This window comes from Aminivibrio sp. (assembly GCF_016756745.1).
Classification (GTDB): domain Bacteria; phylum Synergistota; class Synergistia; order Synergistales; family Aminobacteriaceae; genus Aminivibrio.
In genome coordinates this window covers 76,975-92,332 of sequence record NZ_JAESIH010000051.1, presented here as the reverse complement: position 1 = coordinate 92,332, position 15,358 = coordinate 76,975, and the positions used below count along the sequence as shown (strand labels likewise).

The window sequence follows — 15,358 nt, the reverse complement described above, 5'->3', positions numbered from 1 at the left end:
TTTCTGCGTCCGGGGGAAATTTGATGTAATATACCAAAGTGAGCGGAAAAGAAGCCGGAGGGGGAGAGAACGATGGGTTCGATGAGTCCGCACATCGGTGAAAGAGATACTATTGCCGCCATTGCTACAGCCTGGGGTGAAGCGGGCATAGCCATTGTCCGCCTGTCTGGACCGGAAGCGAGGGTTCTTGCCGACAGGCAGCTTTCTCTTGCCGTCCCTCTTGCGGAAATTCCCTCCAGATACCTCCGGAACGGCTATCTTCTCGACGAAAAGGGTGTCGCCATCGACCAAGTACTCGCCGTGTGGTTTGCCCCCCCGAAAAGCTACACGGGGGAAGAAGTTGTGGAAATCCACACCCACGGCGGCACCCTGGTAGCTCAGAAATGCCTGGAGATTCTCCTCTGCCGGGGAGCCCGCCTCGCCGAGCCCGGAGAGTTCACGAAACGGGCGTTCCTGTCCGGCAGGATCGACCTGACCCAGGCGGAAGCTGTCCTGGGGATCATCCGCTCCCGGAGCGACGAGGCTCTCCGGGCCGCAGCCCGGACGTTGAAGGGAGAACTTGCTTCCTTTGCGAAGGACATCTACGACGAGCTGCTGGCTCTCTCGGGGAAAATGGAAGTTTCCCTCGACTTTCCTGAGGAAGACCTCCCCTACGGAAGCGACGAGGATACGGACCATTCCCTCCAGACAATCCGCCAAAGTCTGGAGGACCTGCTGGACCGATGCGCCACGGGGTTTCTTCTCCGGGAAGGGATCAGGGTGGCCATCGTGGGCAGGCCGAACGTGGGGAAATCTTCCCTTCTCAACGCTCTTCTCAGGGAGTCGAGGGCGATTGTCACGGCCATTCCCGGCACCACAAGGGACCTCATCGAGGAAGTGCTCACATACCGCGGCATACCCCTTCGCCTGGTTGACACGGCCGGAATGGGAGTACCCTCAGACGAGGTGGAGGCCATCGGGATCTCCCTGGCCGAGGAGGCCTTCACGAATGCTGACGTGCGCATCTGGGTGGTCGACGGAAGCGCTCCTCCGGCCCCCTTCGACTTTGACATGGCGGAACGGCTGCGGGATCTCGTCCACGTGGTGGCAGTGAACAAATCGGACCTTCCTCCCGGAAAGGATGATACCGGAAGAACCACAGAAGAGGCGATTTCCGAGCTTCTGCCCGAAAGTCCCATACTTTCCATATCTGCAAAGAAGGGAACCGGACTGGACAATCTGAAGGATGCCGTGGTCTCCTCCATTGCAGGCGGAGGGGCTCTGGATTCGGGGCTGAACACGTCCGCCAGGCAGGTGAACGAGATCCGTGCCGCCATCGGTTTTCTCAAGGATGCCTCCGCGGCCCTTGAAGCAGGGCTGGGACAGGACATCGCCGGATCCTGCGTCAGCGAGGCCCGGTCCGCCATGGAACGTCTTCTCGGCATTTCCGGCGACGATACCCTGCTCGACTACATTTTCAGCCAGTTCTGCGTGGGAAAATAAGCCGCGGGGAGGAGTTCTGAGGCTCCTCCCCGTTCTGGAGCTACAGGATGGACAAAAGGTACTGCAGGCAGGTCCTGACGCCGAAACCGCTGGCTCCCTTGCCGTAGACAGAATACTCGTCCTTGTTGAAGTCTACACCCGCAATGTCGAGATGGGCCCAGGAGATCCCCTCCCCGACGAACTCTCGAAGAAACCGTGCAGCAAAGATGGCCCCGCCGTATCTGCTTCCTGAATTCACAAGGTCCGCCACGGGGGACTTCATGGATTCCGCTATCCTCTCATCATCCTCAGGAAGCCGCCACAGTCGTTCTCCCCTCGTCTTTCCTGCTTCGAGAAGGTCCTTGGCAAGACCATCGTCAGGGGTAAAGAGGCCGGCAATGGACGTTCCCAGGGCCACAGCACAGGCTCCGGTAAGGGTTGCCATGTCGATGATGACATCGGGGCGGAGTTCCGAAGCGTAACTCAGGGCGTCGGCGAGGATAAGCCGCCCCTCGGCGTCGGTGTTGTCGATTTCCACGGTTTTGCCGTTCCTCATCCGGAGAATATCGTCGGGACGGAACGCCTTGCCGCCCGGCATGTTCTCCGCGAGGGGCACTATTCCGTGAACCTCCATGGGAAGCTTCATTTTCGCCGCAGCGCGGAGCAGGGCAAAAACATTGCACGCCCCGGATTTGTCGCTCTTCATGGACCGGATGAAGTCGCCGGGCTTGATGTTCAGTCCCCCGCTGTCAAAGGTGATGCCCTTCCCGACGAAGACCACTTTCCGGAGATGTTTTCCTTCGGGTTTCCAAGAGAGACGGACCAGCCTCGGGGGCGTCGAGGATGCCATTCCCACGGAATAAAGCCCCTCCATCCCCTCTTCAAGAATTTTCCTTTCGTCCCAGACTTCCGCCTCAAGGCCGAAATCCCGGGCTTCTGCAAGGGCATACTCTGCCAGCGTCACGGGGTTGGACCTGTTCCCCGGCTCGTTGGCCAGGTCGCGGGCCATGTTCTGGGCGCACGCGAGCATTTTTCCCAGGGAGAGCCCTTCCTCGTCGCCGCAGTACAGGATAAATTCATCCGGTTCGGGAAGCCTGTCTTCCTCCTTCCGGGTCTTGTATTTTTCGAAGGAATAGCTTCCTAGCTCCACTCCCTCCGCCACGGCACAGCTCACGTTCCGGTCTGAAGGAACCGGCAGGAGGGCGGAAATGCGGGATACCCCGTCCCCTTTCGCCCTCCGGACAAGTTCCGCCGTCCTGGAACGTACGCCGTCCTCCCCGAAATCCTTTCTTTCACCAAGGCCGACAAGGTAGAGCAGCGAAAGGGAAGAACCCGGAAGGAGGGTCTTCGCGATCTTTCCTTTTTTCGCTCCGAACGAGGGATCATCGAGCAGGGCCGCAGCCGCCGCCGCGTCTTCGGGTGAAAGGATGCCCTCCGGGAGAGGTTCTCCCGAAAATACATACAAAGCCGCGGCCCCGCTCCCGGACACGATTCCGCCGGAAAGGGGAGATGCTGTTGTCTTCATTGAATTCACACTCCTTGAATACTCATTTTTCCCCTGCAGGGGATGCTATTTTTTTCGTGTTGACGAACCATACTCCGGTGAAAACAAGAACACCTCCGGCAATCATGGAAAGGGTGACGGTCTCGCCGAGAAAGGCCGCTGAGAGAAGCACGGCCACCACGGGATTGATGTAGAGGAAGCTTCCCGCCTCGGATGCGGGAAGCTCCCGGAGGGCATCGTACCAGAAAAGATAGGCAAGGGCGGAGCAGCACACCCCGAGAAACAGGATATTGGCCCAGGCTCCCGGAGAAATGGACCGGATTTCCGAAACCCCTCCGAAAAAGAGAAAGGGAAGGGTGGCGAACAGCCATCCGAAAGAAAGGGCATAAGCCATCCCGAGTTCAGGGGAGGTTTTCCTGAGAGCCTTCCGGGAAAAGACGGAAAAAAGCCCCCAAGAAAAGACACTGACCACCATGAGCAACTCTCCCCGGCTGTAGCCTCTCCTCAGGAAGACGCCGGGGTCGCCTTTGGAGAGAATGACCAGCACACCGAAAGCAGCTAGAAGGATCCCGCCTTTCTTTCTCCCGTCGAGCCTCTCGCCGAGAATAAGGGCCCCCAGGAGGGCTATGGCGATGGGGTTCGCGGCCACGATGAGCCCCGACATGCCCGCCGAGACGGTTTTCAGGGCAAATGCCTGGAGAGCGTTGTGAAAAAAGACCCCGAGAAAACCCAGCCCGGCGAAGACAGCCGCTTCCTTCAGGGGAAGAAAGCGAATCCTTCCCCTGAGAAGAAGGGACAGGAGCAGCGCCGCCACTCCTGTCCCGAAACGGAGCCAGATCAGAGTCGTGAAGGAGACTTCCGCGACCGCAACCTTGATGGAAGGCAGCGAACCTCCCCACGCAACAACTGCAATGAAGGCCTTGAGCCGTGCCTTGGCGGTGGGTGTCATTGTGCTTCACCGGAGGGAGAGGAATCTCTTCCGGTAGCATCCAAATTTTCGACAAGAAGGGCGGAAAGCCTTCCGGCGAAACGGGCAGGATCCGCTATCTGCCCTCCTTCCGCGAGAACACACTGGTCATGGAGGAGGAAGGCGTATTCCCTCACTTTTTCTTCCGATCCTCCCGTAGCGAGCAGCCTGTCCATTTTCACAATCACCGGGTGATCCGGGTTGATTTCCATAATGCGTTTCATGAGAGGGACCTCCCTGCCCATGGACCGGAGGATGCGCTCCATGTTGAAAGATGTCCCGTCGTCATCGCTTACCAGGCAGGCCGGTGAATCCGTGAGGCGTGAGGAAATTTTCACGTCCTTTACCGTTTCCGAGAGGACCTCCTTCAAAAATGAGGCGAGTCCTTCCGGCCGGGGAGCGTCTTTCCCCCTTTCCTCGGGAGGCAGGGCATCCTCCCGTTCGAGAGACCGGAATTCCTTCCCCCTGAAGTGCGGGAGGGTGGGAGCGATCACCTCGTCAACCGGGTCGGCGAGAAGCAGCACGTCATAGCCTTTCTCCCGGCACCGTTCGAGAAGGGGGGAGTTCCTGAGCACCTGGAGCTTCTTTCCCGTTATATAGTAAATCTCCTGCTGTCCCTCTTTCATTGCCTCAACGTATTCGCCGAGGGAAAGAAAACCATCCCCCGAGGAAGCGGAAGGGAAGAGACAGATTTCTAGGATGGCCTCCCGGTTTTCCTTTTCGGTGCCGTCGAAGGAAGCAAGGCCTTCCTTGATAACCGGCCCGAACTCCTTCCAGAGGCGAACGTATTTCTCCCTGTCGTCGGCCATCATTTTTTTCAGCGCGGCAAGGACCCGCCGGACAAGGCTCTTCCTGATGATCCGGACGAGGGGATCCTCCTGGAGGATTTCCCTTGAGATGTTGAGCGGAAGGTCCTCGGAATCCACCACGCCTCTTAGAAAGCGAAGCCAGGACGGAACCAGGTCCCGGCAGTCGTTCATGATGAACACGTTGCGGATATAGAGGCTCACGCCCTCGCTCCGTGGCGCGTAATGAAGATCGAAGGGAGCTTTCGACGGGAAAAACAGGATTCCCCGGAATTCAGTTCCTCCCTCCACGGAGAAAACAACCCTGCCGAGGGGCGGCTCCCAGTCGGAGGCGATATGTTTGTAAAATTCTTCGTATTCTTGGTCGGTCACGTCTTTTTCCGGACGGCGCCAGAGGGCCTTTCCTGAGTTCAGGACCAGGTCCTCAGCCTCTTCTCCGCCTTCAGGCGTCTTTGAAACGGACATCACGATGGGATAGGAGATGAAATCGGAGTACCTTTTCACGATGTCCCGAAGGGTCCACTCGTCGGCGTAATCCCGTTCGCCCTTTTCCCGGTCGGGCGTTTTGAGGTGAAGGATCACTGTGGTCCCGGGCTCGTTCCGTTCAGCCTCCTCAAGAGTATAAGTGCCGTCACCGGGGGAAGAAAAACGCCAACCTTTCCCTTCTCCGAGACGACGGGTCACCACTTCCACACGGTCGGCTACCATGAAGGCGGAATAAAACCCCACTCCGAACCGGCCGATAAGACTTTCGGCCCCCACCGACTCTCTGCCGGCCTTCATGGCCGCGAGAAATTCCCCGGTTCCGGACCTGGCGATGGTACCGATGTAGTTCGTAAGTTCTTCCCTGTTCATCCCGACCCCGTTGTCAGAGACAAAGAGAGTCCGTCCCTCTGCGCCCCGGGAAATCCGGATCGATGGGGCAGAAAGGCCCGACTCCCCTTCCCTGTCGGCAAACTCCGGGTGGGCGAGAAGTTCAAGGCGGCGCTTGTCGAGGGCGTCGGAAGCGTTGGAAATCAGTTCCCGAAGAAAAATATCCCTGTTGGAATACACCGAATGGATCATGAGGTCGAGAAGTTGCTTCGCCTCGGCCTGAAAAGAAAAACGTTCCTGCTCCATGACTATCCTCCTGCTTCTTTTCGTTGTTTTTCGCGGACTGATGGGCCGCGGATTTTTCCGTTCAAAAAGCCGGGGACGATGCTTTCCGGCAGCACCGTCCCCCGGGAAATGCCTTATTGTGAAAAAAAGCCCTATTCGGCCGGGGCCGGTTCATAATCGCTCATGGCCTGCTTCAGGCTCACCAGGGCGAGATACATTTCCTTGATTGCCGTGAGATGTTCCGTCTTGACCTTCTGGTTTTCAACCTGTGCGTTCAGGAGGTCGATCTGGGCCCCCATGCCTTCCTTATACATAAGCTGGGTGATAATGAGCTCCTCGTCAGAACGAGCAAGCTGCTTCCTCTTGCTGCTTTCCAAGGCCACCGCTTTTTCCCACTGGTTGAGGGCTTGCACCACGTCTTCCCGGACCTGGTTTTTCCTGGATTCCAGGGTCTTCTCCGTCGCTTCGATGGTCTTTGCCTTGTCAGCCACGTCCTCCTTCGTTTTTCCTCCGTCATACACGGGGATGGAAACGTTCATGGAGAGAAGGAACTCCTTCTCCGTGGGAGATGAATTGTCGTTGTCGGTAAGTACCATGTACCCAACAGATCCTTCCACAGTTGGGGCCATTCCCTTCGCGGCGAGAGTCTTCATCACTCTTGCCCGTTCAAGGGCCGTTTCGGCCGACCGGACGTCGTTCCTCCGGCCCATGGCCTTTTCAACTCCTGCCTGAACTGAAAGGGAGGGAACGAGGAGGCTTTCCTCCTTCGGTTCGAAATCCAGCCCGCCGGCAAGGGTCGCCATCCGGGCCAGGGTGTCTCTGTAGGCCGATTCCGCTTCCACAACGAGGCTTTCCGCCTCCTCCACCTTCGCCTGGGCACGGATGATGTCCAGTCGGGGGATAAGTTGCTGCCTGAACTTCTCCTCTGTAATTCTCAGGTCTTCTTTCCTCTGGTTCAGGATGCCCCTCTGCAGAAAAATGTTCTGCCGGGCGATAAAGGACTGCCAGTAAAGACTTTCCGCGGCTGCAAGGGTGTTGTTCACAAGGGCGAGATGGTCGGAGACCAGTCCGTTGTACTGAAGAAGGAGCTGCCGTTCCTGGTCTCCGTAGACTCCGCTCACGTCAAAACGGTGGGTGATTGCGGCCGAGAGGGAATAATTTCCACGCTCACCCATAGTGCTGCGCTCCTGTGAGGAGTAGGTATCGCTAAGCCAGGTAGTGTTTCCCCTGACCCCTACGGACGGGCGCTGATCTGCCACGGAAGACCGGACTGTATGACGGAACGCCTCCAGGCGCTTGTAGGAAGACTGGAGCACCGGGTTGCTCTCCCGCACAGCGAGAAGAAACTCGTCGAGGGACATCTCCGCCGCAACCGCCGACGGGGAAAAAACCCACACCAGGAATGCCGCCGCGAGCATGGTTATTTTGAAGCTCTTTCCCATGAATGTTCCTCCTCGAACGTTTCCGCATGCTCCCCGCAGCATCGGCCTTGTGGGAAAGTAAAAAGAACGATAACCCGTGAAGCAATTTCTGCTTGCCTTTTCTCCGCTGTTTGAGTATAGATATTCAGCCTCATTCCTGTCAAGAAACTGTCAGGCCCCTAAATCCGAACCCCAGAGGGAGTGTCACCGGGGAATGTTTGGGCCACCGGCAACACTCCCTCTGCCTGAAAAATTTGCGGATTTAGGTTTAGGTGATTAGCAACTTGACAAATCATAAATCTTCCGGATAATAGATCTGGTGTAATGGAGGGAAGATTTCGAGTGGACCCCCGGAACGGGGTCCACTCTTTTTTGAGGGCGAAAGACGGAGGCGTCTATGCCCTTCCCTTCTTTCGAATCTCAAGGAGGAACATTAATTAATGAATGAAAATGGTTTCGCGAGCTACGAACTGCGGGAAGAACTGCTTCTCGCCCTGCAAAAGAAAGGATTCTCCATCCCGACCCCGGTACAGGAAAAAGTCCTCGCCATGGAAAATTTTGAGACGGACCTTATCGTCCGGGCAAAGACAGGCTCCGGAAAAACTCTTGCTTTTCTGCTGCCTCTTCTCCAGGAAATGAATCTTCCCCAATCCTCACCCCGGATTCTCGTCCTCTCCCCCACCCGGGAACTGGCCCAGCAAACCGCCCGTGAGGCGGAGTGGCTTTCACGGTACATGGATATATCGGTCGCCACTCTTGTGGGAGGTCTCGACATGTCCACCCAGATCCGTTCTCTCAAGGACGGTGCTGTTATCGTCGTCGGTACGCCGGGAAGAACCCTTGACCATGTGAACAGGGGGACCCTCAGAGCTGACGGTATCCATTCCGTCATCCTGGATGAGGGAGACCACATGCTTGACATGGGATTTCGGGATGAACTCGAAGGCATTCTCGACGCCCTTCCTCAGCGGGAGCGGACATGGCTTTTCTCCGCAACCATGCCCAGGGAAGTCAGGGAACTCTCGAAAAAATATCTTTCCGATCCTGTGTCCATCTCCCTTGTGGAGGACGGGGAACAGCACGAGGATATCGTCCACCGGGCATACCTCGTTCCCTTAAGGCACAAAATGGAAGGACTGGTGAACGTTCTCCTCTGGGAACGGCCGAAGCGGGGGCTGATCTTCTGCCACACCCGGCTGGAAACCATGTCCGTGGCCCAGCGGCTTTCCGCGGAAGGTTTCAGCGCCGGATCGCTCCATGGAGAAATGACCCAGAGAGAGCGTAATGCCGTTCTCGGTTCCTTCAAAAACGGGCACCTGCCGCTGCTTGTCGCGACGAACGTGGCTGCCCGAGGGCTCGACGTGGAGGGGGTGACGCACGTCATCCAGATCGGACTGCCCGACGACAGGGACACCTTTGTGCACAGGAGCGGACGGACAGGCCGGGCCGGACGTGAGGGGACGGACATCCTCCTTCTTTCCCCCCAGGAGGCAGAGAAATTCAAGTATATGCTCGGTTCGGCAAAGGTGACCGTTGAATGGAAGAATGTCCCCGATCTTGACGCCATCTCAAAGGTGCAGAGAGAGATCGCGGAAGAAAAACTTCTCACCGTGACGGAAGCCGGAGAGAACGAGGATTACCTCCTGTGGGCCGAGGATCTTCTTTCCAGAGTCAACGGGAAGAACCTCGTCGCAAGGCTGCTCTGGACACTGTTTTCAAAACGGTCTGCCGGATACAACCTCTCCTCCGAACTGGAACGGGAACTCCGCAGAAAGAGCCGCTTCACCGGAGAAAAGGACCGGACTCCGGGGACAAGGACACTCAAGGGAAGGCGCCCCAAGGGAACAATGCTCCGCCTGAGCAAGGGGCTGTCTGACGGATGGGACGTCGGCAGGGTTCTGAGCTCCGTATGCACATCGCTGAACGTGGATCGTTCGGAGGTCGGCGCCATCAGGATGAAGGACGATCATGTCCTTGTGGAACTGCTTCCCGTGGCCCTCTCCCGGTTCGAAGAGGATAGCCGCGGCCTGGAACGGTGCGGTCTCCTGGAAGAGGGCAAAAGCAGGGATTTCATCCTTCCCGCGTCCAGTCAGCCCCAGCAGGTAAGGGGGCGTCCATCAGGCGCAAACCGGCCCAGGAGGCAGGGCAAGCCGGAATACAGAGGCAAATAAAGAAAAAAGTAAAGCAAAAAGACCGCCGGCTCTTCAGAACCGGCGGTCTTTTTTCCCTTGGTTTAATGTAAATCGAGGGAAGGGTTACGCTTTGTGAACGTTCGCAGCCTGAGGTCCCTTTTCGCCGTCGACGACGTCGAAAGAAACCTTCTGCCCCTCGGCGAGGGTCTTGAACCCATCACCAACAATGGCGCTGAAATGAACGAAAACGTCCTTGCCCTCGTCCGTTGTAATGAAACCATACCCTTTGCTATCGTTAAACCACTTCACTGTTCCCTGACTCATCCAAAGACAGCCTCCTAAAACTTTATTAAATTCGCGGCCTAAGCCACTACTGAACAATATAGGATTTTTCCGTTGATGTCAAGGAAAAATTTTCTTTCCGGGAAAGATTTCGACCCTTTTTTCCTGTTTTTCCGTCTTTTTGCCCTGAGAAAAGAAATTAAATAAAAAGGCTTTTCATTAGCCGAAACTTAATGGTCCTCTCAGGATGTTTTTTTCAGCGTCCCCTCATTTTTAACCGATCCGGTTTCGGGGATGAAGAGGACAGAAAGAAAGGAGAGGACGGCTGAAACGAGAGGGAGCATGAAGGCCATTCTGTAGGCTCCCGCCGGAGTGAGGTGTGCAAAAAGATCAATAACCCATCCCATCACGGAAGTGCAGAGCGCTATGGAAAGGAAGCCGGCAGCGTTGAGTATGGAAATGGCCAGTCCGGTGTATTTTTCCGAGGTAAGCTCCTTGGCCACCGACCATGCGAGGACAAAGGCTGTATTCGTTATGCCGAGAAGGAAAAAAACGGGTTTTAACCACCCGAGAGGAGGCGTTCCGTTTTTCGACAGGAGAATCACCGCCCACAAAACCATGTGGAGCACCGAGCTGACCAGCATGGGGGCTTTTCTTCTTCCCAGACGGTCGGATATCCAGCCGGTGATGGCCCCCCCTGCCATTATCCCGAAGATGAGGGTCACACTATAGGAGGACGCTTCCTGGACTGAAAGCCCGTAGGCGTTCACCAGCCACGGAATGCCCCAAGTACTGATAAGGGCAAAAAATCCGGCCTGGTTGAAGAGGTAAAAAAGTGTCGTCGGAAAGATGCCTCTGACCGAGAGGACATTTTTCAGTCCCGAAACAACGGAAAAGGGATCCGGCGGCAGGTTTGCCCTGGCGATTTCCCTTTCGTTTACCGGAGGAAGTCCCATATCCTGGGGTCTGTTCCGGATAAACCGGAAACAAAGCGCCGCAATTGCGAGCGTGAGGAGACCTATGGCCACAAAACCCGCTCTCCAGGAAACCACGGAGATGAGAAGAGCCAACGGCCCTTGGGAGAAAATGCCCCCGGCATTGCCCACCAGAGTCGTGGCTCCGGAAATAGTGGCAAATTCCCTGTCGCGGAACCACTGGGACTGAATCTTCATGATGGAGACAAAAACGGTGGATACGCCAATACCGACGAGAAATCTCCCCAGGAAAAGCCAGGATAAGGAGGGTGCGAATCCGAAGATGACCGATCCTGCCCCGGCAAGAAACATTCCGAGGGAGACCGTGATCCTTGCCCCGAGTGAATCGGCGAGGAACCCTACCGGTATCTGCATGATCATGTACGCGTAGAAATACATGGAGGCCATGGCGCCAAAAGAGGTTGCGCTGAGGGAAAAGTCTCTCGTCACATCGTCCTTCACCACCGCCGCGGCGAAACGGTGAAAGAAGACCACCATGAAAGCAAAAACCATAACCCCCCACACAATCCAGCGATAGGAGAGGGCCTTCTTCATCCCATCCCCGCTTCCGTCTCTGAATTCTCCGGAATGCTGCTCTGCCATTGTCTCTCCTCTTTTCCCCGTGTTCTTCCCCGGCATACAAACCGCCGGAGTGATGCGTAAAAAGAAATAATACCATTGAAATCCTCATTTTCCTCTTTTTTCCCCGGAAAATTCACCGTATAATCAGGTTCATCAAGAAAGCTGGAAGGAGGCGGGGCCGTGATCCGGATTTCGGATATTAGAATACAGACGGGAGAGCGATCCCTCTTCCAGGACCTTTCGTGGACCATTCTTCCGGGGTCCCGTACCGGTCTCGTGGGAAACAACGGAGCAGGGAAGACAACGCTGCTCCGGATCATGACAGGAGAGACGACTGTGGACTCCGGAACGGTCACGGTTTCAAAAGGCCTCAGGGTGGGTTATCTGCCCCAGGACCTGGTGGAACTGCCCGACGTGCCCGTTCTCTCTTTTTTGCGTTCCAGAACGGGCCTCGCGGCCGTGGAGGACGAGCTTGCAGTCTGCACCGGACGGCTGTCCGGACTACCCTCGGAATCCCCGGAACACGCACGGGAACTCAGTCGCCACGACCTTCTTCTGAAACAGTTCGAGTCCCTCGGCGGATATGCTTTTGACGCCATGGCGGGGAAGATCCTGTCAGGTCTCGGCTTTTCACAGGGCGACAAGGACAGGACCACCGGAAGCTTTTCGGGCGGTTGGAAAATGAGGATTCATCTTGCCGGGCTTCTTCTTATCCGCCCGGACATCCTGCTGCTGGACGAACCGACGAACCACCTTGACACGGAGAGCATGGAGTGGCTGGAAGGGTGGCTTTCGGGTTTTCGCGGGACGATCGTGGCCGTCTCCCATGACCGGAGGTTTCTCGACAAAATTTGCACATCAATCGCGGAACTCTCTTTCGGTAAGATATCCCTGTACCGGGGCAATTTCTCGGACTACTTGGACGAGAGGGAAAGGCGGCTTGAAGAACTCCGACGGCAGGAACGCCTCCAGAAGGAAGAACTGGCCCGCATGGAGGAATTCATCGAACGGTTCCGCTACAAGGCCTCAAAGGCGGCGTCAGTACAGAGCAGGATCAAGCGGCTCGAGAAAATAAACCTGGTTGAAATCAAGGAAGACACGAAAACGGTGTCCTTTCGCTTACCTCCCTGCGTTCGCAGCGGGCTCGACGTGATCTCCATGGAAAAGGGAGAAAAAAAATACGGGGATCAGACCGTTTTTTCCGACGCATCCCTGACAATCAAACGGGGAGAAAAAATTGCTCTGGTCGGAGTCAACGGAGCCGGTAAATCCACCCTCTCCAGGATCCTGAGCGGAACGGAGGAGCTCACTTCGGGAACGGTACGAACAGGACACAATGTTCGGATCGCTTTTTTCTCCCAGCAGTCGTCTGAGAACCTGGATTATTCCAAGACTGTGTGGGAAACCCTCTCGGGCCGTAATCCAGCATGGACGGCCCAGGACAAGCGCAATCTCCTCGGGGCTTTTCTTTTCAGCGGCGATGACATTTTCAAATCCGTTTCGGTGCTTTCGGGAGGAGAAAAATCCCGGCTTGCCCTGCTGAAGCTCCTGATGGAAGAGGCCAACTGCCTCGTTCTCGACGAACCTACGAACCACCTGGATATGCAGACCAAGGACCTTTTCCAAAGAGCCCTCCTGGAATACGACGGCACCCTGGTCATCGTATCCCATGACCGTTACTTTCTGGACAACCTGGCGACCAGGGTGGTGGAAATCGCCTCGGGGAAACTTATCGACTATCAGGGAAACTATTCCTATTTTATTGAAAAAAGGAAAGCCCTTACTTCAGCGGCAGAGGAGAGCCGGGCGGAGAAAAATGAGAAGGAAGATCCAGAAAAAGACCGGAAACGCCTCGAGGCGGAGAGACGAAACCTCCTGTACCGGAAGAAAAGAAAGGTCCTCGAAAAACTTGAGCCGATAGAAGAGAAAATTTCTCTCCTTGAAAAACAACAGTCGGAAAGGGACAACCTTCTCTCCGATCCGGCCTTTCTGTCCGATTCGGAAAAAGTCCAGAACCTGCTCATTCAGAGAAATAACGCTTCAAAGGAACTCGATTCTCTCTACGAACTATGGGAAAGCCTCATGACTGAAATCGAAACGATCGAAAAAACAGGGTAAATCTAACCGCCAGGGAGGAAAGAACGGAATGAAAATAACTTATCCGATACGGTGCGCTCTGATCACAACGACTGCTCTTCTGCTCCTTTTCTTCGTGACGCCGGCAAAGGCGGGCGGCGAAACTTCGGGAAACCTTCTTCTCAGGCAGTTCGTCTCGGAGTTCACCCCCGAGAGGATGACCATGATTATCGACGAGGAGCCGGACGCTACCGGCTACATCAGGGATATCTATCTTGACCTGACGGGATGCGTCGTCGGAGGAGTTCGCATGGATACGCTGCGGGTCAGGGCAATGGGAGTCCAGATGAACCCTCCCGGTGAGTGGGATAAAAAAGGACTCGAAGCCAGGGAAATCCTCAACATTCACGCCTTCGCCCGAATCCTGGAGAAGGATCTCAACGACAACCTTCTTTCGAAAGAATTCGGCGAGGACGACCACTGGAACAACATCCAGGTGGACATGCGCCCGGACGGTATCTACGCAAGGGGGAACTATCTCGTGACCGTTCTCTTCAGGCTGAACATCCTCATCGAAATCTTCAGCCGGTTCAAAATCGTGGAAATGCAGCAGGTATGGCTTCATGACTACACCCTCAAGGTGAACAAGGTGAACGTTCCCCGGTTCATAACGGACCAAGCCGTTGAACAGATCCAGCCCATTCTTGACCTGAGAAAATTCGTCTTCCCGTTGAAGCTCCACTCCATTGTGTACGGCGAGGACAGCCTGACGATCGCGAGCCGGGTACTTCCTGAAGCCTTTCAGGGAATAGTGTATGAGTACGCAGCAGGAAACGGAACGGTGGAAATAAAATAGGGAAGAAAAAAGAGCGGGGGGAGAAATCCAAGGCGTTCGTTAAACGGGTTGATATGTGGTATTCGAAGGTGCTTCCTCGAAAATATGAGGGGCACCTTTTGCGTTGAATCAACGGTTCGGCTGGTTAGTTCCTTCTAACAAGACGAGGGGTAACCTCCCTGCCTTCCACGGGAGATTTCCCCTTTGTGTGACCAACAACCCGCTACAAGTCGCTCCTCAAGGGGATTGCGTTATGGATTTTTGCGAATATCAACACACTAAGAAAACGCCTTGGAGAGGAATCGCTCCCCCTGATTTTTCATTTCGGGCCGTAAGCTCCGGCGAATCCCCTGATGCTGTTCCCTATGAACTCCCGTTCCCTGTCCCGGATGTCGGGTTCCATTTTCCTCCAGGCAGCAAGAAAGGGGTCCCGCTGCAGAAGCTCCTGAAAAATCGTCTCCTCATCATCAGGTGAAACGCCCTTTCTGAACAGGTCCACCACGATGTCTCTCCAGAAAAGGATCTGGTCCCGGGCAAAGGAAAGCATTTCCTTTGCCCCTTCCCCCGCTCCGAAGTGGGAGTAGCAGATCCTCCTGCAGCCAAGAGGAATCAGCCGTTCAATGGATTCGAGGGTCACTTCCGGGAAGAAGCGGGGCGGCGTGGCCGGACGGAGATAAGGAAAAGGCTCCTCCCCTTCAAGGAAAATTCCCGCAGCTTCCCCGGCGAAAAGGGTTTTCCCAAGGTCACCTTCGTCAAGAATAAAAGACCGGTGATGGGATGCATGTCCCGGGGTCTCGATGGCCGAGAATCCGGCCGGGAGGTTTTCATCCGCCAGAAGGGCTTCCCGGGGAAGGGGTTCCGGTTCTCCGTAAAGGTATGCGGTTTCGCCAAGAGTTTCGACGCTCCCCCTCCACAGCGCCGCAGGCTCGAGCAGGTGGGGAATTCCCTTCGGAGCTGCGGACACAGGAGCGCCGTATTCCCGAAACGCGAGGGTAGCCGCCCCGGCATGGTCGAGATGCACATGGGTCAGAAGAACGGCATCGACCCGCCCTCCCCCGTGCCGTTCCACCGCATCGCGGACAAGAGGCCAGGTACTGCCCGGCCCCGTATCTACGAGATAGGTCCTGTCCTCTTTTTCATCCCTGACCAGCCAGGAGGAAATAAAGCGCCGAAACCCTCGTTTGTTCACCTGGAGATCTATGTTCACAAATTTCATGGCA

The 15,358-nt window shown here is 55.9% G+C and carries 11 protein-coding genes; 4 read left to right on the top strand and 7 right to left on the bottom strand.

From position 1 onward, the window contains the following. Positions 1–72 precede the first annotated feature (72 nt). Positions 73–1,482 (top strand): tRNA uridine-5-carboxymethylaminomethyl(34) synthesis GTPase MnmE, encoded by a 1,410-nt coding sequence (gene mnmE, locus JMJ95_RS08245; protein ID WP_290684412.1) that lies wholly within the window; start codon positions 73–75, stop codon positions 1,480–1,482. 40 nt (positions 1,483–1,522) lie between these two features. Here the strand turns inward: mnmE and JMJ95_RS08240 are convergent, their stop codons facing one another. From JMJ95_RS08240 to JMJ95_RS08225, 4 genes are all read right to left on the bottom strand, one after another. Further along, positions 1,523–2,986: a leucyl aminopeptidase gene (locus JMJ95_RS08240; RefSeq protein WP_290684410.1), complete on the bottom strand. Its 1,464-nt coding sequence runs from the start codon at positions 2,984–2,986 to the stop codon at positions 1,523–1,525. Positions 2,987–3,008: 22 nt separating this feature from the next. Continuing rightward, positions 3,009–3,914 (bottom strand): DMT family transporter, encoded by a 906-nt coding sequence (locus tag JMJ95_RS08235; RefSeq protein WP_290684408.1) that lies wholly within the window; start codon positions 3,912–3,914, stop codon positions 3,009–3,011. Beyond that, complete coding sequence (gene htpG / locus JMJ95_RS08230; RefSeq protein ID WP_290684407.1) at positions 3,911–5,857, bottom strand: molecular chaperone HtpG; 1,947 nt, start codon at positions 5,855–5,857, stop codon at positions 3,911–3,913. Before htpG ends, JMJ95_RS08235 begins: the two co-directional genes overlap by 4 nt. Positions 5,858–5,988: 131 nt before the next feature. Next, entirely contained in the window at positions 5,989–7,278 is a 1,290-nt protein-coding gene (locus JMJ95_RS08225; protein ID WP_290684405.1) for a TolC family protein, read from the bottom strand. A 419-nt stretch (positions 7,279–7,697) separates the two neighbouring features. Between JMJ95_RS08225 and JMJ95_RS08220 the strand changes: the two genes are divergently transcribed. Further along, the gene (locus JMJ95_RS08220; protein ID WP_290684404.1) at positions 7,698–9,428 is read left to right on the top strand and encodes a DEAD/DEAH box helicase; all 1,731 of its coding nucleotides are present in this window, start codon (positions 7,698–7,700) and stop codon (positions 9,426–9,428) included. Positions 9,429–9,512: 84 nt separating this feature from the next. On the opposite strand, the gene JMJ95_RS08215 is transcribed toward JMJ95_RS08220, so the two are convergent. After that, positions 9,513–9,713 carry a cold-shock protein gene (locus JMJ95_RS08215; RefSeq protein WP_133957834.1) on the bottom strand — a complete coding sequence of 67 codons (201 nt, stop codon included), beginning with the start codon at positions 9,711–9,713 and terminating at the stop codon, positions 9,513–9,515. 200 nt (positions 9,714–9,913) lie between these two features. Beyond that, positions 9,914–11,248 carry an MFS transporter gene (locus JMJ95_RS08210; RefSeq protein ID WP_290684401.1) on the bottom strand — a complete coding sequence of 445 codons (1,335 nt, stop codon included), beginning with the start codon at positions 11,246–11,248 and terminating at the stop codon, positions 9,914–9,916. 159 nt (positions 11,249–11,407) lie between these two features. Between JMJ95_RS08210 and JMJ95_RS08205 the strand changes: the two genes are divergently transcribed. Together JMJ95_RS08205 and JMJ95_RS08200 are read left to right on the top strand one after the other, a co-directional pair. Further along, on the top strand, positions 11,408–13,345 hold the full coding sequence (locus JMJ95_RS08205) for an ABC-F family ATP-binding cassette domain-containing protein (protein ID WP_290684399.1): 1,938 nt from the start codon (positions 11,408–11,410) through the stop codon (positions 13,343–13,345). A gap of 28 nt (positions 13,346–13,373) precedes the next feature. Continuing rightward, entirely contained in the window at positions 13,374–14,159 is a 786-nt protein-coding gene (locus tag JMJ95_RS08200) for an LmeA family phospholipid-binding protein (protein WP_290684397.1), read from the top strand. Between the two features lie 298 nt (positions 14,160–14,457). Here the strand turns inward: JMJ95_RS08200 and JMJ95_RS08195 are convergent, their stop codons facing one another. After that, positions 14,458–15,354 carry an MBL fold metallo-hydrolase gene (locus JMJ95_RS08195; RefSeq protein ID WP_290684395.1) on the bottom strand — a complete coding sequence of 299 codons (897 nt, stop codon included), beginning with the start codon at positions 15,352–15,354 and terminating at the stop codon, positions 14,458–14,460. Positions 15,355–15,358 lie beyond the last annotated feature (4 nt).

What these genes read in the sequence shown, in the direction of transcription:
- mnmE (WP_290684412.1), top strand. Translation starts at nt 73, where the DNA reads ATGGGTTCGATGAGTCCGCACATCGGTGAAAGAGATACTATTGCCGCC.
- JMJ95_RS08240 (WP_290684410.1), bottom strand. Translation starts at nt 2,986, where the DNA reads ATGAAGACAACAGCATCTCCCCTTTCCGGCGGAATCGTGTCCGGGAGC.
- JMJ95_RS08235 (WP_290684408.1), bottom strand. Translation starts at nt 3,914, where the DNA reads ATGACACCCACCGCCAAGGCACGGCTCAAGGCCTTCATTGCAGTTGTT.
- htpG (WP_290684407.1), bottom strand. Translation starts at nt 5,857, where the DNA reads ATGGAGCAGGAACGTTTTTCTTTTCAGGCCGAGGCGAAGCAACTTCTC.
- JMJ95_RS08225 (WP_290684405.1), bottom strand. Translation starts at nt 7,278, where the DNA reads ATGGGAAAGAGCTTCAAAATAACCATGCTCGCGGCGGCATTCCTGGTG.
- JMJ95_RS08220 (WP_290684404.1), top strand. Translation starts at nt 7,698, where the DNA reads ATGAATGAAAATGGTTTCGCGAGCTACGAACTGCGGGAAGAACTGCTT.
- JMJ95_RS08215 (WP_133957834.1), bottom strand. Translation starts at nt 9,713, where the DNA reads ATGAGTCAGGGAACAGTGAAGTGGTTTAACGATAGCAAAGGGTATGGT.
- JMJ95_RS08210 (WP_290684401.1), bottom strand. Translation starts at nt 11,248, where the DNA reads ATGGCAGAGCAGCATTCCGGAGAATTCAGAGACGGAAGCGGGGATGGG.
- JMJ95_RS08200 (WP_290684397.1), top strand. Translation starts at nt 13,374, where the DNA reads ATGAAAATAACTTATCCGATACGGTGCGCTCTGATCACAACGACTGCT.
- JMJ95_RS08195 (WP_290684395.1), bottom strand. Translation starts at nt 15,354, where the DNA reads ATGAAATTTGTGAACATAGATCTCCAGGTGAACAAACGAGGGTTTCGG.